Source organism: Leptospira adleri, from assembly GCF_002811985.1.
GTDB classification, from domain to species: Bacteria; Spirochaetota; Leptospiria; order Leptospirales; family Leptospiraceae; genus Leptospira; species Leptospira adleri.
The window spans coordinates 13696-39395 of sequence record NZ_NPDU01000015.1 but is presented as its reverse complement, the minus strand read 5'-3'; the positions used below and the strand labels follow the sequence as shown (position 1 = coordinate 39395).

The following is a 25700-nucleotide window of genomic DNA, read 5'->3' as shown; positions in this document are numbered from 1 at the left end:
GTTTTTCCGATCGGTGACACTTCTTTGACAATCAAACAAGGAAAACTGGTATAGTTCATTTAACGCTATGTGGTCCACACTTCGAGTTTATCATTCTACTCAAAAAGACAGAGAGATGATTGAGATTCCGGATTCTTTTTCCTGGATGACTTGCATGCGCACGATCTGGATCACCGATAGCAGAATTCACGGCGGACCTTCTTTTCTTCCTCCCACTTTGGAAACTTATTCCGGATACGAAGGTTATCGTTTTCTTTTGGAAGTCATCTCCGGTCTTCATTCCAGGCTCTTGGGTGAAACGGAAGTTCTCGCTCAGTTCCGGGATAAATTTAAGAATTCTTCTCTCCCCTCTTCCGCATTCGGAGAATATTTAGCGAGGCTTCGCGATAGTCTCATTCAAGATTCAAGAACCATTCGTTCCGGTTATCTTCAAAACATCGGCGAACAATCGTACGGCGGACTCGCGAATAAGTATCTAAAAGACGCATCTCAAATAACTCTTCTCGGAACGGGACAACTTTCCGAAAAAATTCTTCCTTGGATGAAGAATCGAAACGTAACTCTCGTGGGAAGAAACGAAGCTCGTTTGGAAGAACTTTCGGGAACGTTCGAAGTGAACTCGAAATTGTTAAGCGACTGGAACCCTGATTCTTCCGCGATCGTGATCGCCGCTCCTCTGGATCTTACGCCTTATCTCGATCGGATTCTTCCCGGAACCTTGCTTGTGGATTTCAGAGAAGTTCCTCTCGAAAAAAAACTTCCGGATACGATTCAATCCGTTTCTTTCGCGGCGATGTTGGATTCTCTTCGTGAAACCGAGGAAAGAGCCCTTCAGATCCGTGAAAGAATTCAACCCGCGTTAGACGAAATTGTGGAAGAGCGGGAGCTGGAAGCGCAACAATTCATTTTCGGCTGGGAAGATCTTACTTGTCCCGCGTTCTGAAGATCGGATCCCGCAAAAGCGCTCTCGCAAGACTTCAAACCTACCTTGTACTCGGCGCCCTCCGGAAAAAATTTCCGGATCTGGAAGTGGAACTCTATTTCAGAGAAGCCTCCGGAGATCAGGATTTGCAAACCCCTCTCTGGAAGATGGGAACCCGCGGGGTTTTCACTCAAGACTTAACAAAAGAACTCGTCGACAAAAAGGTGGATCTTGTCGTCCATTCTTGGAAGGACCTGGACTTGGAAGGGCATCCGGGGACGACGATCTTGGGAGTTTTGGATCGTGCGGATCAAAGGGACGTTCTTCTTTGGAAAAAATCCTCTCTTGCAAAACGTTCTCCGGAAGAATTGAGGATTCAGACTTCTTCTCCGAGAAGGGAATACAATCTCAAAAAATTTCTTCCGAAATCGCTTCCTTCCCGTTATAAAAATTCGAATCTTGTTTTTATCCCCGTGCGCGGAAACATTCAGACGAGAGTTCGCAAATGGAAAGAATCGGACGCTGACGGGCTCGTTGTCGCAAAGGCCGCGCTTGATCGTCTTTTGTCCGCGGATTTTCTCAATTCTGACGAATTAGAATATCAAGAAATACGAAAGTTCTTAAAAGAAGCGCTGGAAGAATCCGTCTTTCAGATCTTTCCTCTTTCCCTAAATCCTTCCGCTCCCGCACAAGGCGCCGTCGCCGCGGAAGTTCGGGCCGACGACGAATGGGCTCTAAAGATTCTAAAAGCCCTTGGTAATTCGGACGTGGTCGAAGCGGTCGAAGAGGAAAGGAATATTCTCCGCAAATTCGGCGGAGGCTGTCATCAAAAGATCGGAGTTTCGATTTTAAAGCGACCTTACGGTAAGATCTTGTATCAAAGAGGGCTAACGGACGCGGGCGAAGTCCTCGAGATCGAAGAGCAATTTTTTTCTTTCTCCGCTCCTTCGGCGGAATCCGCGGAGAAAGCCTACCCGGTTCCGGGAGAGGCGATCAAACAGAAAAGAACCCCTCTTCCATCTAACAAAGGTTATGTGCTTGCCGCGGACGGAAAAAAGGAAGATCACCTTCTTCCGGAAGAATTGATCCGGAAGGATTGGCTCGTAACTCGGGGGAACGCCTATCCGAATTTGGATTCTTCTTTGGAACACAAAGGTCTTGTCTGGACGAGCGGTCTTAAAACTTGGCATCAACTCGCGGAGCGGGACGTCTGGGTTCACGGTTCTCTGGATGCGCTGGGCGAAGAGGAATTGCCGAAGGGTGTGCTTTTCGGAAAAAATTTGAATTTTGTAAAATGTACTCATATCGGTTCCACCGAAATTTCATCCGGTTTGGAAAGAGTTCTTACGTATCAAACGACTCCTCTCGAAGATCATCCGGATCTTTCCGATAAAACCCATTTTTTTTGGATGAGCGCCTCTCAATTCGACAAGGCTCTCTCTTTGTTCCCTCAGATAAAAGACCGTTATCACGCTTGTGGTCCCGGAATTACTTTCTCGCATATCCGAAAAGTTCTGGGAGAATCCGCAAACATTTCTATCTTTATACACTACGAGTCCTGGCTTGCGAGTCTTGGGCTACAGGAATTCAAAGGAACGGAACTTGGAAACCAAACAAAGAAGAATTCGGCTTAACGCTTCCCTCAGAGATCTCGCCTCTTCGGAAAGTCTAAATTACAAAAAACTAATACAACCTCTTTTCATCGTCGAAGGTCTAAAGGAAAAGGAAAAGATGGATTCTCTTCCGGGCGTGTTTCGAGATACGGAGACGAGCGTTTTGAAACAGGTCGAATCCGATCTGAAATCCGGAGTCTCGCACTTTATTCTTTTTTTGGTTCCGGAACTCAAATCGAACACTGAAATCCCTAAATCTTTTTACGAACGAGTTATTTCATCTCTTAAGAAAGAATTTCCGGAATCTTTTCTTTGGATCGACACTTGTATGTGTTCGCTCACGACTCACGGTCACTGCGGTCTTCTTCACAAGGACGGAAACATCGACAATCCTTCTTCCGTAAAACACCTTTCGAATATCGCCCTCGCCTACGCGTTGTCAGGCGCCGATGGAATCGCTCCGAGCGACATGATGGACGGAAGAGTGGGAAGTCATCGAAAGATCTTGGACGAGAACGGATTCTCCCATGTTCCAGTGATGAGTTATTCCACGAAGTTTAAGAGTAATTTTTACGGGCCGTTTCGGGCGGCGGCGGATTCGGCTCCGGGACACGGAGATCGTTCCTCTTACCAGATCGACGTTCGAAATCGGGAAGATTCGATTCTTTCTTCGATTCGAGACAAGGAAGAAGGCGCGGATTTTCTGATGGTAAAACCGGGAATGACTTCGATCGATCTCATAGGGACGATCCGGGAGAGAACGGGACTTCCCACCGGTGCGTATCAAGTGAGCGGAGAATACGCCTCGATTCACTATTTGGCACAGAACGGATTTTGCGATTTCGATTCTGCGTTACGCGAAACCTGGCAAATTTTTTCGAGGGCCGGTTCTTCGTATCTGATCACTTACGCCGCGAGAAGAGGAAAGGAGATTTTTCAATGAGCCAACATCAAACGTCTTTGTCCGAAAGTTCATGGAAAGGGGAAACCTCGGAAGAACTTTTTGAAAGAGCGAAGAAGGTTTCTCCGGGAGGGGTTCATTCTCCGGTGAGATCGTTTCGGTCCGTGGGCGGAACTCCGGTCTTCTTTGCATCCGCTAACGGAGCCACGTTAACCGACATCGAAGGAAGGGAATACATCGACTATTGTCTGAGCTTCGGTCCTCTGATTCTCGGGCACAGGGATCCGGATGTGGAGGAAGTGGTTCGTGAAACGACGGGCCTCGCCTGGAGTTTCGGAGCCGCAGAGCCTTACTCCCTCGAACTCGCGGAATTTATCTCGAGCCGAATCCCTTGGGCTGAAAAGGTCCGTTTTGTGAATTCGGGAACGGAGGCGGTCATGAGCGCGTTACGCGTCACTCGCGCCGCGACCGGAAGAGAAAAAATTCTCAAGTTCGACGGATGTTATCACGGTCATCTCGACGCTCTCCTCGTAAAAGCGGGCTCGGGCCTTGCGGGAGAATCCTCTTCGGACAGCGCCGGAATCTCCGCTTACGCGATCGCAAACACTTTGGTTCTTCCTCTTAACGACGAAAAAAACGTAGAAGCCTTGTTCGCGAAAGAGGGAAAAGACATCGCGGCTCTGATCATCGAGCCCTTACCCGCCAACTACGGACTTCTGATTCAAAGAAAAGAATTTCTCCTAAAGATCGTGGAGATCGCAAGAAAACACGGCACGTTAGTCGTCTTTGACGAGGTCATCTCGGGTTTTAGAACCGGGTTTCAGGGGATGGCGGGTCTTCTCGGAATCAATCCCGATCTCGTAACGTACGGAAAGATCATCGGCGGAGGTTTTCCGGTCGGTTGTTACGCGGGACGCAAGGATCTTATGGATCTCGTAGCGCCTGCAGGCCCCGTCTATCAGGCTGGAACCTTGAGCGCGAGTCCGTTCGGAATGAGAGCCGGATTGGCGACTCTTCAAAAGGCGCAGAGAGAGAACGTATATTCGATCCTTGAAACAAGAACCAAGTTCTTTGCAGAGGAGATGAAAAATATTCTCAATCGGAGCGGCCTGGGGGAATGGGACGCGGTTTCCCATTCTTCTTTGTTTTGGTTTCATAAAAAAACGGCGGAGCCGATCCGAACGATCGATCGGATTCCAGAAGGACACAAGGAAGGATTTGCGAAAGTATTTCACGCTTTGCTGAAGAACGGAATTTATCTCGCGCCTTCCGGTTACGAAGTCGGCTTTCTTTCCTTCGCACATACGGACGAGGTGATTGCAAAAACTTTGGAAACGGCCACAAAAGCTCTGAAAAATCTCTGATGTCCTCTGTCTGGAAAAACACGAGAATTATTTTTGCGGTCGTTTGGCTTCTTGTCACATTTTCTCTCGGGGTTTGGTGGTTTCTTCTCGGTTTAAGGCTTACGAATATGATCGCCGAACTCAGCGCGAAACTGGACGGAACCGCGGGCGCGGAGAATCTTCTGATCCTGGAAAGACAGAGCCGAATGATCAAAATGGAAGGTCATTTTTTTCTCGCAATGCTCGTGTTAGGCGGGAGCACGCTCATTTGGCTTTCTTATAAGGACGCCTTGCGAAATAAGCTGATCCACGATTTTTTTTCCACGGTGACTCACGAGATGAAAACTCCTCTCGCGAGTTTGCGTCTTCAGGCGGAAAGTCTTCAGGAAGAATTGCCAAATCCGAACGAAAACAAACTCATCTCCCGATTACTTATGGATTCGGTTCGTATCGAATCTCAGATGAACCGCGCGATGTATCTCGCGAGTCTGACTAGATCGGAAATTCTATATATAGAAAAAACGAATCTAAAGGAAGTGCTCGATTCCATGCGCGAAGATTTTCCGAACTTAAAGATCGACGTGAGTAGAATGGAAAACTTCGACGTCGCCGCGGATCGGAAGGCTCTCGAAAGTATTTTTAAAAATCTCGCGGAGAACGCGATCAAACACGGAAAGGCGACCGTTCTTGAAATCGTCTCCAAAAAAAGAAAGCCCGGAGAAATCTGGATCACCGTGATCGACAACGGCCTCGGCTTCGACGGAAAATATAAAACGCTCGGAATCCCTTTCAACCGGCATACGAGCACGAGCGGGACCGGAATCGGTCTTTACATCATAAAAAAATTGATGAGGAAGATGAAAGGAAGAATGGAGATCGTTCCGGCGCCTTCCGGGTTTAGAGTGGACCTGATTCTTCCCGAGGCGATCTCATGAAAGCCAAACTCTTGTTAGTCGAGGACGACCGTTCTCTCGGAGAAACCCTGCAAGAAAGACTTCAGAAGGAAGGTTACGAGGTTCTCTGGACGGTCTCAGCCGTTTCCGCGAAAAAACTCGCGAAGGAAGAGAAGCCGCATTTGATTCTTCTGGACGTAAGGCTTCCGGACGGAGACGGCTTTACGCTCGCGGAGGAGTTGAAGGAAACAAAGGATTGTCCTCCGTTTTTATTTTTAACCGCGCAAGCCGGCGCTCCCGAAAGGCTGCGGGGTTTCGAGCTGGGCGCGGAAGAATTTATACCGAAGCCGTTTCATCTCAAGGAGCTTCTGATCCGCGTTAAACACGTATTAGAATCTCATAAACATTCCATAGAAGAATCCAAATTTCTATATAAGGATTATGTTTTGGATTTTCAAGGGTTTCAGGTCAAAAAAGGAACGGAAGAATTTCCGCTTTCAAAAAGGGACTGCGCCCTGCTCCACTTTTTAGTAAGCGAACGGGATCGCACCGTAAGCCGCGCCGAAATTTTGGACAAACTCTGGGGAGAGGAAAGTTTCCCTACAAATAGAACGATAGACAACTCGATCGTACGACTCAGGCAAGCCTTCGGAGAAGACGGAGAAAGTGTGATTCGTTCGGTGAGAGGAGTCGGTTATCAATGGACTGGAGATATTAAGAATGTCGAATGAACGCTACTCGAACGCGTTGCAAGGGATCGCACAAAAAATTCCCCCCGTATGGATGATGAGACAGGCGGGACGTTATCACAAACACTATCAGGCTTTACGGCAAAAACATTCTTTCGAAGAACTCTGTAAAATTCCGGAGCTCGCAGCCGAAGTCGCCTTCGGGCCGGTGAGCGAATTCGATTTCGACGTCGCGATTCTTTTTTCCGATATTCTTTTCCCGTTGGAAGCGATGGGAATGGGTTTGAAATATACGGACTCGGGGCCGGAGCTTGGATTTGCAGTTCGATCAATCGAGGATTTTGCGAAGCTGAAGACGGTGGAAGATTCGATTTCTTTTATGCACTTTCAAAGGGACGCGATGAAATTTACTCGAGAAAGAATTCCGAAAGAAAAGTCTCTCATCGGTTTTGTGGGCGGCCCTTGGACCTTGTTCACTTACGCGGTCGCGGGCAAACACGAAGGCAACCTTTCGCTTCCGAAGACATTGACGAATGTCAGGAAAGAATTTATGGAACGGATCGTCCAATTCTTAAAGGAGAATATCGCCTTGCAGTTGGAAGGCGGAGCGGACGCGATTATGATCTTCGATACCGCGGGCGGGGATCTTTCACCGGCGCTTTTCGAGGAGATCGTCGTTCCCGGCGTAAAAAGTATCGCCGACGCGTTTCCTGGAAAGGTCGGATATTACAGCAGGGGAACCGCTTTTCCGCATTTCAGGAGCGTTCAGAAAATTTCATCGCTCGTCGGTTACGGGTTCGATCATCGGTGGGATCTCGGAGACGTTTTTAAAACCGAAAAAAGGATGATCCAAGGGAACTTCGATCAGGCTTTGTTGTTTATGGAAAGGGAAGAATTTAAGAAAACTCTAATGCAGTATTTGAAGCCGTTCCAAAAGTTGTCTCCGCAGGAAAGGATCGGTTGGGTCTGCGGACTCGGACACGGAGTGATGCCGAAAACGCCCGAAGACAACGTAAAAACATTCGTAGAAACAGTGAGAGAAACATTCCGATGACAGCAGCAAAAGATTTGATCGCAAAATACGACATACCCGCTCCGAGATATACGAGTTATCCAACGGTGCCGTATTGGTCCGAAAATCCGACCACGGAAGAATGGCTCGACAAGGTGAGGAATCGGCTGAGTCCGGAGGATTCTTCGCTATCCTTGTATCTTCATATCCCCTTTTGTGAAACGTTATGCTCCTTTTGCGGCTGCAACACTTCGATCACTAAAAATCACGCGGTGGAAGATCCGTATATCCATTCTCTGCTTTCTGAGTTTGAAAACTATCTCGCCGCGGTTCCTGAAATAGGACAAAGGGAGTTGAAAGAACTCCATCTCGGGGGAGGAAGTCCCACGTATTTGTCCGAGAAGAACATCGAATTTTTGCTGGATTCTATATTAAAAAAAATGAATGTTTCTTCCAGGCCGGATTTTTCGCTCGAAGTGGATCCGAGAAGGACGAGGGAGACGCAGCTCAAAGTTCTTCACAATTTCGGTTTTAGAAGAATCAGTCTCGGCGTTCAGGATTTTGATCCTGAAGTACAAAGACTCATCAATCGGACTCAGCCTTTCGAGATGACCGAGAGGATCACCGACGTTTCCCGAGCTCTTGGATACAATTCCGTGAACTTCGATCTGATCTACGGATTGCCGAAACAAACTCTGGACAGCATGAAACGAACCGTTGAAAAAACGCTCGAGCTTCGTCCCGATCGAATCGCATTCTATAGTTATGCTCACGTTCCCTGGATCAAAGCCGCACAAAGACTTTTTACCGAAGCCGATCTTCCTTCCGGACCGGAAAAAAGGGAACTCTACGAGGTCTCAAGAGAGATGTTTCTGCAATCCGGTTATCTTGAAATCGGGATGGATCATTTCGCTTTGGAAACGGATTCACTCTCGACGGCGGCGAAAAACGGGACTTTGCACCGAAATTTTATGGGATACACCACAAAAACGACGGAAATGCTTTTGGGACTCGGAGTTTCTGCAATTTCCGACAGTTGGGATTGTTTTCATCAGAATGAGAAGATCGTAAAAAAATATCAGAAGCACATTCAAGAAAGTAAGTTCGCCACACTCAGGGGACATAAGCTCGATGAGGAAGATCTTGTTCAAAGAGCGCTGATCTTACAGCTTTCGACCACGGGTAAGGTTCGGGTGCCGGATCAAATTTTGCAGGATGTGCGACTGTATTTGGCTTCGATGGAAGACGATAATCTTATTAGATGGGAGGAAAATCTCCTGTCTTTGACCGAAAAGGGCTGGCCTTTTCTTAGAAACGCTTGCACGGGGTTGGATCTGAGGCTTCGAAGAAAAAGCCCGGAATCCAGGGTTTTTTCAAGAGCCATCTAAGAATCGCTCGAATTTCGGTCAAAAAGTCGTCCAATAAATTATTGATAAGGAAGGACGATTCGTTCTTACTAGAAGTTCGAGTCGGTTTTATCGGGGAAGGCCCGTTTTGATGCAATTATTGAAAAAAACATTTTTGTTCCTCAGTCCATTGTTCCTGCTTCCCTTATCTCTTTTAGCGGAGACGGTGCTTTTGCACGAAGGCGGATCTTTTCGAGGAAAGGTAATCACACAAAATCAGAAGTCGATCACTCTTCAAACGAAGGAAGGGAAACGAGTCGTCGCTAAAAAAGAAATTCTGAAAGTGCTCTATAAGGATATCGACGAAGAAGAGGAAGAACGAATCCGAGACGCCGAGATCAAAAGATTAGAAGAAGAGAAACTTACCAAACAAAGAAACTTAGATCTCAAAAAACAGCAGGAAGAGGAAGAACGTCTCCGCAAGGAAAGGGAGGCCGTCGAGAAGAATCAGCAGCCCGTAGCTCCGACGCCTCCTCCGAAACCTTCCGTCTCGAGAGCGGGATCGCTCGGAAGATCCGCCGTGCTTCCAGGTTGGGGGCAATGGGCAAGCGGAAGAAAATTTGCCGCGATTATCTACCCTACCCTCTTTTTGGCCGCCGGTTACGCGGTATATGAGAATAATCGAAAATACCACGTGGCAAGAAAAGATTACGAAAGTTACGGGAATCCGTATTCGAAAGATGCGATCGCTTTGTCGATGTTAGGCGTCGCGAATCCGACTTTGCCTCCGGTGATAACGGACCCTTTGACTCTTTACGTTTATAACGAATCTTCAAGCAATCAGTATCAAAACAGAAGAGAAGCAGTCGACAAAGCCTACAGGAATCTCCAAGCCAGCATAGGCGTGTTAGCCGGAATTTATCTTATCAACTTGGCGGACGCGTTTATCTTCGGTGGCGCCGTTTCGTCCTCGGTCGGGATTTCGGACGGTTCCAGTAAGGGTTTGATGTTCGATTTTAATCCGATGGCTAACTCCGGTACTACGGTCGGAGGGACTTCGTCCGCTTCCTGGGAATCTAAATACACTTTCGGTTATAGATATAACTTTTAGTTCCATTCTTCCTTAAGAGTTGAAGCCGGCTATACGGCAAAGTTTCCTTAAATCCGAAGATTGCTGATTTACAATCTTTGGATTCTTATAAAAATAGATCCGTGGCATCGCAACAACCGGATCATATCATCATTGGAGCCGGGTTTACCGGACTTCTTCATGCGACCCTTTCTGTTCAGAAAGGAGAATCTGTTCTTATCTATGAAAAAAGAAACCGTTCCGGCGGCTTGATTCAATCCGTCCAGACTCCGTTTGGACTCGTTGAGACCGCGGCAAACGGGATTCTAAACTCTTATCGTTTGGAAGAATTGGCTTCAATCCTCGGTTTAGAGATCTTGCCCACGCAAAAAATCTCCAAAAAAAGGTATATCTGGAAGGACGGGGCTCCCAAAAGAGTTCCGCTTTCTTTCTTCGGCGCCTTGCGCGCGTTATACGGAATGTTTAGAATTCCCTCCGGATTTCAAAGGGACGAATCCGTCCACCACTGGGGGATGCGAGTCTTAGGCGAGGACGCGCTTAAGAGCGTGATTGAGCCCGGTCTTTCCGGAGTTTACGCGGGGGATCTAAAGGCGATGTCCGCCGAACTCGTTTTAGGAAGATTTGTTCATTCAGACGAGTCTCTTTGGAAGAATCTTAAAAAGATAATGGAGAAAAAGAAATCGGAGCCTAAGGTTCCGAAACCACGCAAGGGAACCGTAAGTTTTCGCGGCGGTCTCGGGGAATTGTTAAGCGCAATGGAGGCAAAAGTAAAATCTTCTTCGGATTCCAAGTTTATCTATTCCGAAGAAGCGCCTTCTCTTGCCGCTCTGAAAAAAAAATATCCGAGGACAAGGATTACCCTCGCCTGCGGTTTGGAATCCGCTCTGAAAATTCTTTCCGCGAGCGATCCGATTTTTAAAAGATATGAAAAAGTCTGCAGAACCTTGGGTGTTGTGACCGCGACTCGATTCGGAAAAGAGCCGCTTCTCGGTCAAAAAACGGGCTTCGGAATTCTTTTTCCTCCCGGTTCCGGGTTTCGAGCCAGAGGTGTACTTTTAAATTCTTCGATTTTTCCGGGAAGGGTTTCGAAGGGAATTTATTCAGAGACCTATATCTTCGGAGGCGCATTGGACGCCGAAATTTCCAAACTAAAAGAGAACGAAATCGTTTCTATTTTGGAAGAAGATAGAAAAAAGATCACCGATCAAAAGGACGAACCGATCAATCACTACGTTACGATTTGGAAATCGGCTCTTCCCGTTTACGATTCCGCTCTTCTTGAATTCAATAGAGAATTGGATCGTAGTCTGCCGCATGGAGTTTATGCCGAAGGAAACTTTAGATACGGGATCGGGCTCAGTTCTATTTTGGAACGCGCGTGGAATATTATGCGACCTTGATGCTACTGCCGAAGAACTGGCGTTCGATTTGTAATGAAAAAATTTGTCGCCAAAAACTTAAGAGTTTGTTCTAAAACTTGTCTGGATCTTCAAAAATCTGTCGTAACTCCGGCATCTCGCCGTAAAAGTCGCGGGCCCCACCCTGATTTTGGGTGGTGGGGTGGGAGGCGGAAAACTCCGGGAGACTTTTCTCTATCAGAAAATCATACTTTACGCAAGCAAAAAGCGTTCCATAGGAACTCCTACAAAAATTTTTCTCGGGATCCTTGGTACAAATAACTTTCCAATTTGCTGGCGAGGCGAGACAAAATACGGAAGATCGAAAAAACCGTTTTTGTAAAATTCGAACCTCTTTTGTGTGAGCTCCTACAATTTACAGTTTGTCCGGATCCGAAGAAGATTTTGAATCCTTCCTTATTTCCAAAAAAGTGTGAGTTCCTACTTTTTAGGTTTCACGGCAAACTCTAAATATGAAATTAAAAAGTGAATTAGCTAAAGCCGGTTTGGAGTTGCGGATAGAATTGATTCTAAGTCGGATCTGTTGGATTCAAAAAAAAGATTTCCGTCGATTTTCAACCCGGCGGTGTAAGCGAAAGCCCATTCTCAATCAAATTTAAAAGCGATTTCGAATTTGTAATTTGGTCTAATTCGAAAAGAACACAGGTTTTTCGGTGTTTGAAGTTATATGTCAATTTACGAAAGAGCCTGAGAACGGTTTCTAAGTCCGCTCGCGGGGGATCCGTTCAAAATTCTCCAGAGTTTCAAAAAGTCCCTATCGGTTCAGCGATCTTGCGCGTTTGAAAGAATGCATTCCTTTGTTTTGATGTTAGGCTTGTGACCGCCGAGGGTTTTACAGAGACATTCTTTTTTGGCTGCGCGGGTCGATTCTAAACTGATCTTCGCCATCGCTTCTATAAACTTTGGATAAATGCCCGGCGCCGGAATCCGGTAGTAATCCGAAATTCCATTCTTGTGCGCGATCTCTTTGAGTTGTTCTCCGATTTCTTCGAGGGTTTCGAGGTGGTCGCTCACAAAGCTGATCGGATAAACCGCGATTCTTTTGATTCCCTTTCTGCCGAGCTCTTCGAGTTTCGTGATCGTATTCGGTTCCGTCCACTTGGAAGGCCCTACTCTACTCTGAAAAGAAATATGACATTCGCCTTGAAATCCTTTTTCTCTGAGGAGCGAAGTTAAATTTTTTACGTTGGTTTCGATTTCCTCTTTGTATTTGTCTCCCTTTTGGATCAGCCGCAGAGGAATTCCGTGAGCGCTGAAAACGAGGTCAATGTTCTGCCAGTCCGAAATTTTTTGAAAAGAATCCGAATGTAAAAAAATACTTTTATCGAGGCTTCCTTGAAAGAATTCCAAAATCAGATCGCGAATCGATTCGAGATAGAGTTGCGAAGAATGAAACGGAGGAACCCAGCCTTCGTAACCTACCGGGCAGGTATGAGTGGTTTTTTCTATCAGCTTCGCGGTGCTTAGGACGGTGGATCTTGAAAAATGGGGAAACAGTGGAAGTAGAATATTATTTTTCGACGGGGTAAGAGTTTGTTTGTCGAGTTCGCGTATATCGGGATAACCGCAGGCCATGGTGATCTCTCCGTCCCATTCTTCTCCCGTTAGTTTTGTAAGGACTTTTGCGATTTCTTTTGCCTGTTTTTCGGTTTCGGATACGAGAGGAGATCCCCCTCCAAAACCCATGGATCTGTAGGTGACCGCGACCTTAGGCGCCCTTTTGACCGCGATGTATCTCGCGAGTCGGATTCGGAGGAACTCAGGTATCGGCAGATCGAATACGAGAGGATCTTCAAAGAGGTCTATTAAGAATTTTTCGATTTCCGATGTGTCGCGGGGACCACCCAAGTTGATTAGGAGAATTTTATTTTTCAATCCAGTTTCCAATTCTTATTAATATAAATATCCGGTGATGGCGAGTTCTATGTTCCATTCCTTTAGGTTCATATAATTCTTATATTGACCTAGGTTTTGGGAAAGAATGTCGTTATAGCTTAGACCTCCCTTGGTCACAAAATGACCGTCTCCGAAAAGTCTGTGTTCGTTGAGTTTTAAAAAAATCAGATAATTTCCGAAAAGCCGTCCTGCGCTGAGATTGAAATCGATTCCAAAACCCGAAACGTCCCCGATAAAGTTGAGCGCCCGTTGATAGTGAAAATCCCTGAAATGCCCGCTCCAAAAAATCCCGGAAAAGGAAGTTTCGAAAAACCAGCCAGCGTTCGAGTAGCGATATCCAAGTCCCAGCGGAAATTCGTATGTGGAATAAGAGAGGCTCAGTCCGAGTCCGATTCGATTTAAAAAGATCGGGCTGGAATCAAAAAACTGAAATACGTCGTAGAGAACGTATTTCATAAAAGTATATTGAAACCCGCCGGTGAGAAACAATCCTCTCCCTTCTTTTCTTGCGTCCGGGTCCGAATCTCCGAAGTATCTTCTGAAAATCAACGAATGGCGATCCTGTTTCATGGAAAGTCTTCCCTTCCCGTCCGCAAAATTTTTCGATCCTATAAAGGTGTAAGGTGTGTCGTAGAATGAGAATTCCCTCGTTGAAATTTTAGTCCCTCGTTCTATCGTGGGGTCGCCTAAGAAAAAGTCTTCGTCTCTCCCCTCCCCCGCGTTTACGTATCTGCCGGTCGTCTTTCCGACGTAATCCGCTTCCCATTTTTTCCAGCGCAGAGTAAATCCCAGTCCGCCGTAGTTAAAATCTCTTTGATATGTGATTCTTGAGCCTCCCTTTAATCCGGAAAGGTTCGCGTATTTCGTTCCCGTTTCAAATATATTGTCTCCGCCGTTTCTTCCGGCGATCAATGTAAATGAAGATTGTTTGATCAGCTTTTTCAAAAAAGATTCTTCTGCCGGGATCGGTTTTTCTCTTTCTTGGATGGACCTCGGGGGTTGGACGTCTGCTATCGTTTCGTTCTGAGCGGAAATAAAAGTAATGGAAGGATAAAGGATAAGAGCAAGAAAGAAGAATGTTCTAAATGATCGTTTTTTTATATTCATAATTCTGTTTTATCGAGGCCGGCGAGGCTCGGGGGTGAAACCATTTCACCCCCGATTGCTTTCGATCCGGGAATCAAGGCAGAATAACCGCCCTACCCTGCTCACGCAATTCAGTTTTTTAACCGTTGTGAATCTATGAGACATAGTATTGATTTGACAAAGGGCGACTGTTCGGGCGATTCTGATATCAAGCTTCCAAGTATGAGTTCCAAAAATCTTACACTACGCCAGATTCTAGACGAGTATGAAATCTCTTCCGAGGAAGAGTTTTTGTCCAAGGCCAAGGAATGGAAGATTCCTTCCTCCGGAAAAGGGAAGTATGATCGGGGAGTGATCGAAAAATACTTTCAGAAGTCGGATCAATCGGTTTACGAATCCGTAATCATCGCCGTTTCCAATCAAAAAGGCGGAGAAGGGAAAACGACGGTTTCGGTTTGTCTCGCGGAAGCTCTTTCTAAAAACGCTCCCGTTCTGCTCGTCGACTGGGACGCCCAGGCAAATATAACGCAGTTATTTTTCGGGTCCGTGGAAAAATCCGTTTTTCACGCGCTCGGTTATCGGGGAGAAGAACCCGTTGCGGTTCGAGATTTAATCGTAAAGCTCGCCGACGGTTTGCACTTGCTTCCTTCCTCGATTCATCTCGCCAACTTTACGACCCCTTACGAAAGGGACGATTTCGAACTTTTAAAAGACGCTCTCAAACCGGTACGTTCCGCTTATAAGTATATCATCATAGATTGCCCTCCGTCCCTCGGCTTGATTCTTGAAAACGCGCTGATCGCGGCGGATCACGTTTTAATTCCGATTCAGACGAGGGCGTTCAGCGTCCAAGGATTGAAAGATCTTCATTCTACGATTTTGAAAATAAAAAAGAAGGCAAATCCTTCCCTCAATCTTTTGGGTGCGGTTCTCAATCAATACGAGGACGCGAGAGCCCTTGCTGGACTCGCGGATGCGATACGAAAATATTTCGGAGTATTTGATACGGTGATCTACAGAAGAGAATCGATTCCGCAGGCACAGGCTAAAAAAAAGCTTTTGGGAGAATATGACGGCAAGGCGATGCAGATGTTTTCCTTCCTTGCAGACGAATTGATAAAGAGGATTTCAAATGGCTAAACGTTCTGACTTCGCGGGGATGGATCTGCTCACCGCGTTCGGTGAAAAAGAGACTTCGAAGACCGAAATCCAACTTTCAGATATAGTTCCAAATCCGGTCCAGCCGAGGGTTTTTGGAAAAGAAGAAGTTTCGGATTTGGTCGAATCCATGAAACGTCTCGGATTGATCGAGCCGATCGTTGTAAGGAAAGCGGGCAAAAAATATCAGATCGTAGCCGGGGAAAGAAGATTTCAGGCGGCCAAAATTTTAAAATGGAATTCGATCCCCGCCGTCGAAACCGCCGCCTCGGAAGATAAGTGTTTTGAAATGGCTCTCGCCGAAAACGAAAAACGGAAAAGTCTAAATCCTTGGGAAGTCGGCCGCGCGATCCAATATCTGCGGAAGGAAAAACGTAAAACCGCGGAGGAAGTTTCCAAGGTTCTAGGTTTTACGGAAAGATACGTAAAACAACTCAGTTCGATAGCGCGTTTGGATCAGAAGTCGGTTGCGGACCTTATTAAATCCGGGAAGGACGCCTCCGTAAAAAATCTGGAAGACCTTCTGAAACAAAAAGAAGGACGAGGGGGTGAAATGATTTCACCCCGGAAAACCGCGCAGACAAAGGTGATTTTGCAGCTCGGAAAATTGACTTCTCAACAGAGAGAAAAATTTTTAAAAGAACTTTCATCCCTGAAAAAGAAATACGGACTCAAGGACTAATCGTTTTTCCCGGCTTTCTTTTGCGTCTTTTTCGGGAGTTCCTTCCCGGCGTGTTTTGTTCCTCGCCGCGTTTTAGAAAAATGTCTTGAAGCCGCGCTCTAAAATCGTTCTAAGGTTATAATTAAGTAATTTTTCGGTTTTAAAATTTTTGGGACAGGGCCGCGATCTACGGAATTGTCCCGGGAAAATTCTTATCGAAACGTTTTTATACCGGAGAAAACATGAAAATTGCCATCATATCGGCGTCGCATAGAAAAATCTCACAATCCGCAAAAGTAGCCGAGTGGATGAAGGCGCGCCTCCTGACTTTCGGCCATCTGGTTTGGACGTTGGACCTTGGAAATCATAAACTTCCGGTTTGGGACGATTCATTTTGGGACGGCGGCGAAGAATGGGATCGGATCTGGAAGCCGATCGAATCCGAATTGGAACAAGCGGACGCTCTCGTGTTTGTAACTCCGGAATACTCAGGAATGGCTTCCCCCGGACTCAAAAATTTTCTTCTCTATTGCAGTAACAAAATCATCGGCCACAAGCCTGTGTTGATCTCGGCGGTCTCGTCGGGCCGAGGCGGAAGTTATCCAGTCGCCGAACTTAGGATGAGCAGTTACAAGAACACGAAGGTCTGTTATATACCCGAACACATCATCGTGAGAGACGCAGAAAAGGTTTTAAACGGATCCGATTCCACGAGCCAAGAAGATTCTTATATCCGTGATCGGATCGACTTTGCGCTGAAAATTCTAGTAAGCTACGGAGAAGCCTTAAAAACGGTTCGAGCTTCCGGGGTCACAGTAAAAAAAGAATTCTCCAACGGAATGTGACGATGTCGCTTTAACTTTTGTCTTTTTTGGAGAAGGTCTTTATCGTAAGTTCCAAAACTTTGTTGACCGTAAGCCAAGACAAAAGAGGAAGAAGGACGTTGATTGCGGCCGTTACCGGGATCAAAACCCAGGAAAAAACGATTCCCCAGTGAAAAGGATTTATCGCGTGCATAAGATGGATCAGAATCGGATGTAATAGAAAAATTCCCATACTATTCTTTCCGATAAACGCAAAACCGTGGATCAGGATTTTATGTCTCTTCTCTCCCTGCGCTCTTTGCGCCCAGAAAAATAGAACTAAAAACATTCCGAGCGGGTAGAAAAGCAAATGATTGGAAGAATCGAATTTCCAGAGGAATCCCGCGATCAATAATACCGTTAGATAGATCGAAATTCCGATACAAAGGATAGTTTTCAGGGAATAGGGGAGGGGGCTCGACTTTTCCCCGGAAAGATTCAAAAAACTTTCGGGCTGTTTAAACCACTTTCCGGCTAACATTCCAAAGGTGAAGAAGAACACAAATCCGGTGAAAAGAATCGGCTCGATCGTTCGAATGATTCCTTCCGGAAATAGAAAAAATACGTGATTGGAAACCAGGTTGACGAGCAGAGCCAAAAGAAAGGCCGAAAGGATCGTCTTGTTCGTGTTCAGTTTTGTTTGGATCTTAGAGAACAAGGGAAAGATAAGATAGAATGAAAAAAGAAGAGGGACGAAATAATAGGGCGCACACCACGTCCCGAGTAACAGACCGTAAACAAAGGATTCCAATCCCGGGAATGTTCCGAGTTTGACGTATGCCGCGAGCAGGCTTACGAAGAAATATGGAAGGATCAGTGAAAGGATCTTCGATTTCCAGTAGTCTCTAAAGTTTGTATATTTCAAAAAAATTCCGGAAGAAAGTATAAACGCCGGAACGCTGAATCTTGCGAGATTGGAAAGAGCGAGAGTCGCGATCGAAGCGCTTTCATTCGGTCCGAAGTATTGAAAGTAAGAATTTACGTGGATAAAAACGATTCCGGTGATCGCAAGTCCCCGGATAAAATCGATCGATTCGCTTCTTCCTCCTCCGGTCTCGTCTTTACGAGGCGAAGAAAATAGAATTCGAGAGGCTCGATCGGAAAAAAAGAAGAATGCGAACAGAAGAATCAGGCCGAATAGATCCATAAAAAGCTGAAGATGAGAATTCATAAAAGAGTGTACATTTCCCGGGTGAAATTTATATTCATCTGTCAATATGCGATTTTTTGGTAAAGAATCTAATTTGTTAGGTCGGTTTAAAAAATGAATAAGGTGCAGATCCCCGCCGGCGGAATTATCTTTCGCGAAAGCGAACTGAATAACGCGATGTATGTGATTCTGAACGGATCGGTTGAAATATTTTTTACGCGTAAGAATGTAGTACAACGTCTCGCTATCATGAAAAAAGGGGATTTTTTCGGAGAGATGGCTCTCTTTCGATCCTTGCCTAGGAGCGCGACTGCGAAGGCGATCGTGGATAGCGAACTCGCGGTGATCGAAAGCAAACAGCAACTCGAAAAATTCTTATTAAACAATCCGGACTTTTCGGCGAAGATGGTTCGGATCCTCGCGGATCGTCTTGCGAATACCAATTCGATTTTGATTTCGAAATTGGACGAGTATGCTTCCGGAGAATTGGAATTCGGAAATTCCGAGGACTGATTTAGTTTTCCCGGGAATGGATTAAGATTCTATCCTTTCCCGATTTTTTTGCCTTGTAGAGAGCGGCGTCCGCATTCTTAAAAAGTTCGTTCGTATCTTTTCCGTCTTCGCCGAATCTGCAAATTCCTCCGGAGACGGTGACGGCCAATCCATACTGACTCATCGAGGCTTCCAAGAGGTAGTTTCGAAATCGGTTGGCCGCTACGAGCGCGTTTTCTTTCGGAGTTTCCGGAAGAATCACCGCAAATTCTTCTCCGCCGATTCTGCAGCAGATGTCCTCTTGTCGAAAAGAGAAGAGCAACGTACCCGCGATCAATCTTAGAATGTCGTCTCCGAATCCGTGTCCGTAAGTATCGTTGATGATCTTAAAATTGTCCACGTCCAGGATCAGAAGACAAAAATCCCTTTGATAACGCGAACTCCGGTTGATCTCTTTGTTTAGAATAATATTGAAGTATCTTCGATTGTAAATCCCGCTCGTCTCGTCGATGACCGTGTTCAAAATGATCTCCTCGAAGGAATACAACTCTACGATTTTGGGATTCTCTATGATTCTATTTTTGCTAAAGATATAATCGAGCATGGAGACGATGAAGTTTACGTTTCTTCCCAAGGAAGAACTCATGCTTTCGCCGTGGTTATAGATTTCTTCCCAGAGTTCTCTTGCTTCCGGTTCTTGGATTTCCAAATGAGAGATGATCCTGAAAAAATCGGAATAGAAGAAAGGGTTGTTCGATGCGAGTTCGGCGATTCTGGTTTTGAATTCGGCCAAGCCGGATTCTTGATCGTGCAAAAGAGAGATTACTTTGGTTTTGAGATCGGGTCCGATATTGCGAATGGCTTTGAGTTGTTCGTTCATCTTGATGAGTTCGAGCCTGGCCATCCCCGCGGTGTTTTCTTGGGCTTGGAGAGTTTTTTCCGCTTCTAAAAGTTCGCTTTCGCTGAGTCTGGAAATTCTTTCGTAGAGTTCCACCAAACCTTTGAGCCGGATGATTTCTTCTTGCTGGTTCAGGTCCATGCACCTCACCGCCTTTTTTTTTCGCATTCGCCCCCGAAGAGGCTCTTTTTACAAATTTATTGCTTCGAGGTTTTGGCGGTAAACTAAATAAACGGAGTATTCTCGAAAATTAATGTTTGAAGCGAGTTATAAGATAACAGGAAGTTGTTCCTATGAAAAATGTTCTCATCACCGGAGCGAGTTCCGGAATCGGAAAAGAATTAGCCAGGATCTATGCGGAAGCGGGAGCTAACGTCGCTCTGACTGCGAGAAGAAAGGATTCTCTCAAAAAGATCGCAGACGATTTGAAGGCAAAGGGCGCGAAGGGTAAGATCGTATTCGCTTCTTTGGATGTAGCCGATTACGAAGAAAACTTCAAGGTGATACCTAAGCTCGTGAAAGAATTGGGCGGATTGGATCTGATCGTCTTGAACGCGGGGATCTCCACCAGTTCCTCGTTTGGCGGGAGGAGTTTTGAAGCGGATCGAAAGGTGATAGAAACCAATCTGATCGGCGCCATGGCCGGCGTGGAAGCGGCTCTTCCGATCTTTCAAAAGCAAAAATCGGGACAAATCGTGGGAATCTCCTCCGTGGCTTCGTTTCGAGGTCTTCCCGGTTCCGCGAGTTATTCCTCTTCGAAGGCTGGGCTTTCGACTTATATGGAAGCTCTTCGAGGAGAAGTCAAACGTTACGGGATTCTTGTCACAGTGATTCATCCCGGTTTTATCGATACTCCGATCAACAATCAGATGAAGTCCCGTCCATTTGTGGTCTCGGTCGAGAAGGGCGCGCAAAAAATTTATAAAAGAATTGAAAACAAAGTTTTATCGGCTACAGTTCCTTGGTTCCCTTGGGCGTTCTTGGGTTTTTTAATGAGAAGTTTGCCAGAGTTTTTATGGTCGAAGATCAATCCGAAGTAGATTTACCTTTTGAAAAACCGGTCATACAAAGCGGAAATCCGATTCGGGTTTTGTTTGTATGTCTCGGAAATATCTGCCGTTCCCCCGCCGCGGAAGGCGCATTCTTAGATTTGATTCAAAAGAAGAGTTTAGAATCCGCTTTCCTCGTCGACTCCTGCGGAACATCCCGCTTTCATCTCGGAGAACTTCCGGATCCGAGAACGAGACAAGCCGCGCGAAAACGCGGGATCGAACTGACTCACAGAGCGCGGCAGTTTCGAAGGGAAGACTTCAAAGAATTCGATCACATTCTTGCGATGGATAAATCGAACCAGAAAGATCTGCTCTACTTGGCTTCGACCGAGGAAGAAAGAAAAAAAGTGCAACTCTTCCGATTCTTCCAAAAGGATTCCAAAAAAGATTCGGAAGTTCCCGATCCGTTTTACGGAACTCTAAAGGACTTTGACGAAGTGCAAAATATTGTCTCGGAAACCGCAGAAGACTTTCTGGAATTTCTCCTCTCTAAAAAGCTGGATTTGAAAGCCTAATATCCGGGAGGAAAAAATCTCTCTATGAGTAAATCCGGAAAGAAGAAAGTAGTCATCATCGGCGCGGGGTTCGGCGGTCTTCAAGCCGTCAAAAAACTCTCTCAAAATTCGGACCTCGATATCACGGTCATCGATAAAAAAAATCATCACCTCTTTCAACCGCTTCTCTATCAGGTCGCTACGGCGGTTTTGAGTCCGGCGGATATCGCGATTCCGACTCGTTCTCTCGTAGGAGAAAGCAAGAATGTGACCGTGGTTTTGGGGGAAGCGACCAAAATCGACGTCGAGAAAAAGACGGTCTACTATCAAAACACTTCAACAAATTATGATTATCTAATATTATCGGCGGGCGCGAAATCCAGTTATTTCGGAAACGATCAATGGGCGCAATATACGATCGGGCTTAAAAATCTAAAGGACGCCCTGAAAATCCGTCATAAACTTCTGATCTCCTTTGAAAAGGCCGAACTTTCGGGGGATCCCGAGATCGCAAAATCGCTTTTGAACTACGTGATCATCGGAGGAGGCCCGACCGGCGTTGAACTCGCGGGCTCCATCGCGGAACTTTCCCACCAGATCATTCGGGACGAATTTCATTCCATTGATCCCGCGCTTTCAAAGATCACTCTCATCGAGGCCGCTCCGAGGCTTCTGATGGCGTTCTCTCCTTCTCTCGGAGAATTTGCAAAGAAAAGATTGGAGAAGAGGGGAGTCGAAGTCCTTACCGGGACTAGGGTTCAGAACATCGATCAAAAAGGGGTTCACCTGGAAGGAAAGACGATTCATTCCGAAACCGTGATCTGGGCGGCCGGAGTTCAGGCGAACTCGATCGCAGCCACGTTAGGCGCTCCTTTGGATCGTTCCGGAAGAGTCATGGTCGACGAGTTCTGCAACATAGAAGGCCATCCCGAAGTTTTTGTGATCGGCGATATCGCCAATTATACGAAGGGACTGGAGCGTCCGCTTCCCGGAGTTTCTCCGGTCGCGATGCAGCAGGGAAGATACGTGGCGGCTCTGATCAAAAACGATCTTAAGAATAAAAAGAGAAAGTCCTTTCGCTATATCGATAAGGGATCGATGGCAACGATCGGAAGGACGGATGCGGTCGCCGAAGTCGGTTTTTTAAAGATGAAAGGTTTTTTCGGATGGCTTGCCTGGTTGTTCGTTCACTTATTTTATCAGGTGGGATTTAAGAATAAGATTACGATTTTGATCACTTGGGTTTGGTCTTACATCGCTTTCAGCGCCGAAGCGAGAGTGATCCAAGACGAAGTAAGCGCGGACAAGGATTAGAACCGGATCCTTCCGGAATAGAATACGCGTTTGCCGATCGAAAGCGCGCATTTTTAAGACGGCGGTCTATCGTATTTTCATATTCTGCGATTTTATGAAGGCAAAACGAAGACGACTTCGAAATGGAAAGCTGCTTCTCGTAAAACGTTCGTGCGAAGAATTTGGATGGGTTCTGGATGAAAATTAGACAATGGATCTCGATCGTTTTCCTGTTTGCCTGCTTTCTTTTGGTTTCTTTTTATTTTTTAAAGAACGTTGAATACAAACCGAAAGACCCATTGGAGCTTGCAAATCGCTTTTTGAATTTGCTGATCACAAAGAACCTCGAAGAGGCTTATTCTTTTACTAACGAAAATGCAATCGTTGGAACCTCCTTCGAAGGATTTCAAAAGAAGGTGGATAAGGAAATAGGGAAGGGAGACTTGAGTCGCTGCGATCTCTCGATCTCCGATTATTATCCCAAACAATCCTATGGGAACCGACTTCGCAGGCTTTGGAATCGAAGTCCCACCGAGGTAGATCAATTCAATATCGAATACGATCCATGCGGAATTCCGTTTCGAATTTCTTTGCGTCTCAACCGAAACGGAGAATGGAAGGTCGTAAATTTTCAATCCCACGCGGAATGAATGATCCGAAAGAAAAATATAATATTCCAAATGTGTTTACTGAAAGCTAGTTTCTAAAAAACCCGATTCGATTTTTGGATCGATTCAACTAACAACCCAACATCGAATAACGCGGATTCGCGTATCAATCGATCTCTTATCTTTCGTCCTATAAGACATCGATTCCGGTCGAGGTTATAGAAATGCGAGGATCAGTAGAAGTCAAAATTCAGGGAATGAAATACGTTCCGCAGAATTTTAAACCGTTTTTCGTTTGAATAAAAGAAAAACCCTTTTGAGTGACCTCGGAACCGAAAAGAGGTTTGTGAACGGTCACGAGCACTTCATAACCTTCCCGGTTTTGCGATTTTCGATCCGAAAAGATGCAAGATCCGTCGTCGGTTTCCTGATTTTTATATCGAGGAGAAATGCTGAATCGATCCGGATCTTTTAGCGCTTTTTTAGTTTCTTTATCGAAGACATTCGAATGATTGTTTTGCAGAAATCGATCGATGGGAATATACGAAAGTTCTTCCGGATCGGAATAATAACTTTTATACCAGGCGATCGGATTCAAATCGGCGGAATCCTTGCTCGAAGATTCTTTTTCGTTGAGAATGCAGTCCATACAGTGGATCCGTTTTGTTGAGAGATTTTTAAACGCAACGAGGTCGTTTCGTTCCACCGAACTTGCGAACGCCATCCAAGTTTTCTCCATCTCTGAATCCGATCCGATCGTATCCGAAGCGGCTTCTTTTTGATTTTTATCTTCGAAGGAATCTTCTTTACAAAAGGTAAAGACGAGAAACAGGAAGAATAGGGGCAAACAAAGGATCACTAACGTTCTATTTTGATACATACGTTCCATTCGAAAATATAACTCTATAACGAATGATTGGCGAGGTATTTGCCGAGATTCTTCTCGGGTTTCGAGAGCGGCCATTCTTCGGGAAAAACTCTTGCAATTCGTATTAAAAAAAGAACCGATCGGACCTTGCCTTTTTTAGGTTAGGCGCAACGGAATCTTCTCTTTTCTCGTTGAAAAAATCCTTGAACCCTTTCTTCTCGCGGACAAAATGCTCTGGAATGAATCCGGATTATTGGAAAGGCAAGACCGTCGTCGTGACCGGAGGTTCATCCGGAATCGGAGAAGCGATTCTATCTATTCTTTCAAAGATCGATTGTACCTTGATCAATCTTTCCAGGACGCAGCCCGAACTTCTAAAACAAAAGGGCGGATTCCCCGCAGAGTTGCTTCACATTCCCACGGACTTGAGTTCGGAAAAAGATATCGATAAGGCGATTAAAAAAATCTCCAAAGAATACAGAGGGATCGACGTTCTTTTTGCGAACGCGGGAGTCACGACACATTCGCGTTTCGACGGAACAAGAATCGAAACGTTTCGCAAAACCTTCGATATCAATTTTTTCGGACCTATTTATCTCATTCAAAGATTGCTTCCGCAGATCAAACTCAATCTGGGAACAGTGATCGCTACTTCGACGGTGAGCGGCCTTTACGGAATTCCGGGAAGAAGCGCGTATTCCTCCTCTAAGTCCGCTTTGCACGCGGCGCTCGAAGCCGCGAGAATCGAACTCTCCGAACAAGGACTTTCCTTTATCATCTTTTGTCCTCCTTATACAAAAACAAAACTGAGAGCGAGGGGTTTGGACGGAGATGGAAAACCTCTGAGCGAAGGTTATTACCCGAGTAAAAAAATCAAAACGCCGGAAGAAGTCGCCTTACGGATGTTAAATGCTGTGGAAGATCCCGAATCGAGACTGGTCATCATGGACAGCTCCGGATTCTTCTTGAAATGGCTTAGAAACATAGCGCCGGCGTTTTTAGAAAGAACTCTATTCAAAAAACTTTATAAAGATTTTCACTAGTAGGAAAGCATGGAAACGAGAAGTGTTGTTAAAGAATTTCAGTTCGACTATCCTCTGATGAGAGTGTGGAACGCGGTGACGGTCAACGAAGAATTGATCCACTGGCTTGCCGACAAGGTGACGGGACGTCCGAAAGAAGGAGCGAACTTCGCTTGGACTTGGAGACTCGGAATGGAAGGCGACCTCACGACAAATGGGATTTATAAAAAGATAGTTCCTTTGAAAGAATTGATATTGCTTTGGCAGGATCATCCTGCGGGAGACATCGAGTTGAAACTGGAATTCCAATCTTTGAGTGAAAATTCTTCGAAACTCATCGTAACGAATTCGGGTTATCCTATGGGTGATAAGTATGACGTATGGATCGAAGCGGCCTCTGAGGGATGGGAAGAAGAAGGAAAACATTTGAGAGAATACTTGAAAAAATCTTGAGCGGACAAGGCCTCTAAAAAAGATGGTAAAAGGAACCTATAGGAAAGGTGATTTTACCTGTGGAACTACCCGATTTAGAAAGTTACTTTCAAACACTCACAGATCTCACTGATACCATAGCGGTCGTCAATTCTCCATACGAATCGGACTTTGACCATGATATCGGACAGTTAGAACAGTATTTCTCTGATATTGCTTCTCGACCCTGGGAAACTTCGGAAAGGGATTACTTCAATCTTTTCTCGAGTCACTTTACGTTTCACGCAAAGATCGTGGAAGAAATCATTCATGAAGCCAGACGAGTCCTTATGCCCGAGAGAAGAATCTTTGTGAAACGTCTTGTCGCTTATCATAAGCACGCAGAAGAATGGTTTTCGGAACTTCAAAGGAAACGAAAACAGTTCTCTCAGAAAGATATGGTGACTGCCTGATTTCATTTGACAGCTACCCGCTTCTCTAAGAATCTGAGCCGGTGTCTT

At 45.7% G+C, this 25700-nt stretch carries 25 protein-coding genes and 1 pseudogene; 21 read left to right on the top strand and 5 right to left on the bottom strand.

Annotated features, from left to right (window positions below; translation table 11 throughout):
* The first annotated feature begins 67 nt into the window (after nucleotides 1–67).
* The 10 genes from CH376_RS07720 (at nucleotide 68) to hemG (ending at nucleotide 11209) form a co-directional block, all read left to right on the top strand.
* Nucleotides 68–943 carry a hypothetical protein gene (locus tag CH376_RS07720; protein ID WP_100786092.1) on the top strand — a complete coding sequence of 292 codons (876 nt, stop codon included), beginning with the start codon at nucleotides 68–70 and terminating at the stop codon, nucleotides 941–943.
* Nucleotides 928–2556 (top strand): type 2 periplasmic-binding domain-containing protein, encoded by a 1629-nt coding sequence (locus CH376_RS07715; protein WP_100786091.1) that lies wholly within the window; start codon nucleotides 928–930, stop codon nucleotides 2554–2556. The genes CH376_RS07720 and CH376_RS07715 overlap by 16 nt, the downstream gene beginning before the upstream one ends.
* Nucleotides 2525–3478, top strand: a complete 954-nt coding sequence (gene hemB, locus CH376_RS07710) for a porphobilinogen synthase (protein ID WP_100786090.1) — start codon at nucleotides 2525–2527, stop codon at nucleotides 3476–3478. Before CH376_RS07715 ends, hemB begins: the two co-directional genes overlap by 32 nt.
* Nucleotides 3475–4800 (top strand): glutamate-1-semialdehyde 2,1-aminomutase, encoded by a 1326-nt coding sequence (gene hemL, locus CH376_RS07705; protein WP_100786089.1) that lies wholly within the window; start codon nucleotides 3475–3477, stop codon nucleotides 4798–4800. Before hemB ends, hemL begins: the two co-directional genes overlap by 4 nt.
* Nucleotides 4800–5714: a sensor histidine kinase gene (locus CH376_RS07700; protein ID WP_100786088.1), complete on the top strand. Its 915-nt coding sequence runs from the start codon at nucleotides 4800–4802 to the stop codon at nucleotides 5712–5714. The genes hemL and CH376_RS07700 overlap by 1 nt, the downstream gene beginning before the upstream one ends.
* The gene (locus CH376_RS07695) at nucleotides 5711–6403 is read left to right on the top strand and encodes a response regulator transcription factor (protein ID WP_100786087.1); all 693 of its coding nucleotides are present in this window, start codon (nucleotides 5711–5713) and stop codon (nucleotides 6401–6403) included. Before CH376_RS07700 ends, CH376_RS07695 begins: the two co-directional genes overlap by 4 nt.
* Nucleotides 6393–7415 carry a uroporphyrinogen decarboxylase family protein gene (locus CH376_RS07690; protein ID WP_100786086.1) on the top strand — a complete coding sequence of 341 codons (1023 nt, stop codon included), beginning with the start codon at nucleotides 6393–6395 and terminating at the stop codon, nucleotides 7413–7415. Before CH376_RS07695 ends, CH376_RS07690 begins: the two co-directional genes overlap by 11 nt.
* Nucleotides 7412–8761 carry an oxygen-independent coproporphyrinogen III oxidase gene (gene hemN / locus CH376_RS07685; protein ID WP_100786085.1) on the top strand — a complete coding sequence of 450 codons (1350 nt, stop codon included), beginning with the start codon at nucleotides 7412–7414 and terminating at the stop codon, nucleotides 8759–8761. Before CH376_RS07690 ends, hemN begins: the two co-directional genes overlap by 4 nt.
* A 109-nt stretch (nucleotides 8762–8870) precedes the next feature.
* Nucleotides 8871–9830, top strand: a complete 960-nt coding sequence (locus tag CH376_RS07680; RefSeq protein ID WP_100786084.1) for an LA_0442/LA_0875 N-terminal domain-containing protein — start codon at nucleotides 8871–8873, stop codon at nucleotides 9828–9830.
* 101 nt (nucleotides 9831–9931) lie between these two features.
* The gene (hemG, locus tag CH376_RS07675; protein WP_100786187.1) at nucleotides 9932–11209 is read left to right on the top strand and encodes a protoporphyrinogen oxidase; all 1278 of its coding nucleotides are present in this window, start codon (nucleotides 9932–9934) and stop codon (nucleotides 11207–11209) included.
* Between the two features lie 780 nt (nucleotides 11210–11989).
* Here the strand turns inward: hemG and hemH are convergent.
* Nucleotides 11990–13102 (bottom strand): ferrochelatase, encoded by a 1113-nt coding sequence (gene hemH / locus CH376_RS07665; protein WP_100786082.1) that lies wholly within the window; start codon nucleotides 13100–13102, stop codon nucleotides 11990–11992.
* An 18-nt stretch (nucleotides 13103–13120) separates the two neighbouring features.
* Nucleotides 13121–14230, bottom strand: a complete 1110-nt coding sequence (locus tag CH376_RS07660; RefSeq protein WP_100786081.1) for a putative porin — start codon at nucleotides 14228–14230, stop codon at nucleotides 13121–13123.
* 201 nt (nucleotides 14231–14431) lie between these two features.
* Here CH376_RS07660 and CH376_RS07655 point away from each other — a divergent pair, with 201 nt between their 5' ends.
* The 3 genes from CH376_RS07655 (at nucleotide 14432) to CH376_RS07645 (ending at nucleotide 16873) form a co-directional block, all read left to right on the top strand.
* Nucleotides 14432–15349 (top strand): ParA family protein, encoded by a 918-nt coding sequence (locus CH376_RS07655; protein WP_100786186.1) that lies wholly within the window; start codon nucleotides 14432–14434, stop codon nucleotides 15347–15349.
* Nucleotides 15342–16049, top strand: a complete 708-nt coding sequence (locus CH376_RS07650; protein ID WP_100786080.1) for a ParB/RepB/Spo0J family partition protein — start codon at nucleotides 15342–15344, stop codon at nucleotides 16047–16049. Before CH376_RS07655 ends, CH376_RS07650 begins: the two co-directional genes overlap by 8 nt.
* A gap of 221 nt (nucleotides 16050–16270) precedes the next feature.
* Nucleotides 16271–16873 (top strand): NADPH-dependent FMN reductase, encoded by a 603-nt coding sequence (locus tag CH376_RS07645; RefSeq protein ID WP_100786079.1) that lies wholly within the window; start codon nucleotides 16271–16273, stop codon nucleotides 16871–16873.
* Nucleotides 16874–16883: 10 nt separating this feature from the next.
* Here the strand turns inward: CH376_RS07645 and CH376_RS07640 are convergent, their stop codons facing one another.
* Nucleotides 16884–18062 (bottom strand): acyltransferase, encoded by a 1179-nt coding sequence (locus CH376_RS07640; RefSeq protein ID WP_100786078.1) that lies wholly within the window; start codon nucleotides 18060–18062, stop codon nucleotides 16884–16886.
* Between the two features lie 93 nt (nucleotides 18063–18155).
* Here CH376_RS07640 and CH376_RS07635 point away from each other — a divergent pair, with 93 nt between their 5' ends.
* On the top strand, nucleotides 18156–18554 hold the full coding sequence (locus tag CH376_RS07635) for a Crp/Fnr family transcriptional regulator (RefSeq protein ID WP_100786077.1): 399 nt from the start codon (nucleotides 18156–18158) through the stop codon (nucleotides 18552–18554).
* Between the two features lies 1 nt (nucleotide 18555).
* Here CH376_RS07635 and CH376_RS07630 read toward each other — a convergent pair whose 3' ends face one another.
* Nucleotides 18556–19572, bottom strand: a complete 1017-nt coding sequence (locus CH376_RS07630; RefSeq protein ID WP_207767181.1) for a GGDEF domain-containing protein — start codon at nucleotides 19570–19572, stop codon at nucleotides 18556–18558.
* Between the two features lie 152 nt (nucleotides 19573–19724).
* Between CH376_RS07630 and CH376_RS07625 the strand changes: the two genes are divergently transcribed.
* The 4 genes from CH376_RS07625 to CH376_RS07610 all read left to right on the top strand — a co-directional run bounded on the left by CH376_RS07625 (nucleotide 19725) and on the right by CH376_RS07610 (nucleotide 22920).
* The gene (locus tag CH376_RS07625) at nucleotides 19725–20471 is read left to right on the top strand and encodes an SDR family oxidoreductase (protein ID WP_100786076.1); all 747 of its coding nucleotides are present in this window, start codon (nucleotides 19725–19727) and stop codon (nucleotides 20469–20471) included.
* Nucleotides 20447–20998, top strand: coding sequence for a low molecular weight protein-tyrosine-phosphatase (locus tag CH376_RS07620; RefSeq protein WP_100786075.1), 552 nt, complete (start codon nucleotides 20447–20449; stop codon nucleotides 20996–20998). Before CH376_RS07625 ends, CH376_RS07620 begins: the two co-directional genes overlap by 25 nt.
* Before the next feature lie 24 nt (nucleotides 20999–21022).
* Nucleotides 21023–22291: an NAD(P)/FAD-dependent oxidoreductase gene (locus CH376_RS07615; protein WP_100786074.1), complete on the top strand. Its 1269-nt coding sequence runs from the start codon at nucleotides 21023–21025 to the stop codon at nucleotides 22289–22291.
* 176 nt (nucleotides 22292–22467) lie between these two features.
* Complete coding sequence (locus CH376_RS07610) at nucleotides 22468–22920, top strand: sugar:proton symporter (protein WP_100786073.1); 453 nt, start codon at nucleotides 22468–22470, stop codon at nucleotides 22918–22920.
* A gap of 208 nt (nucleotides 22921–23128) precedes the next feature.
* On the opposite strand, the gene CH376_RS07605 is transcribed toward CH376_RS07610, so the two are convergent.
* Nucleotides 23129–23758, bottom strand: a complete 630-nt coding sequence (locus CH376_RS07605; protein ID WP_100786072.1) for a hypothetical protein — start codon at nucleotides 23756–23758, stop codon at nucleotides 23129–23131.
* 163 nt (nucleotides 23759–23921) lie between these two features.
* Between CH376_RS07605 and CH376_RS07600 the strand changes: the two are divergent.
* The 3 genes and pseudogenes from CH376_RS07600 to CH376_RS07590 all read left to right on the top strand — a co-directional run bounded on the left by CH376_RS07600 (nucleotide 23922) and on the right by CH376_RS07590 (nucleotide 25652).
* Nucleotides 23922–24789 (top strand): annotated as a pseudogene (locus CH376_RS07600) (SDR family NAD(P)-dependent oxidoreductase).
* Nucleotides 24790–24798: 9 nt separating this feature from the next.
* Nucleotides 24799–25221 (top strand): SRPBCC family protein, encoded by a 423-nt coding sequence (locus CH376_RS07595; RefSeq protein WP_100786070.1) that lies wholly within the window; start codon nucleotides 24799–24801, stop codon nucleotides 25219–25221.
* 59 nt (nucleotides 25222–25280) lie between these two features.
* The gene (locus tag CH376_RS07590; protein WP_100786069.1) at nucleotides 25281–25652 is read left to right on the top strand and encodes a hypothetical protein; all 372 of its coding nucleotides are present in this window, start codon (nucleotides 25281–25283) and stop codon (nucleotides 25650–25652) included.
* The last annotated feature ends 48 nt before the right edge of the window (nucleotides 25653–25700 follow it).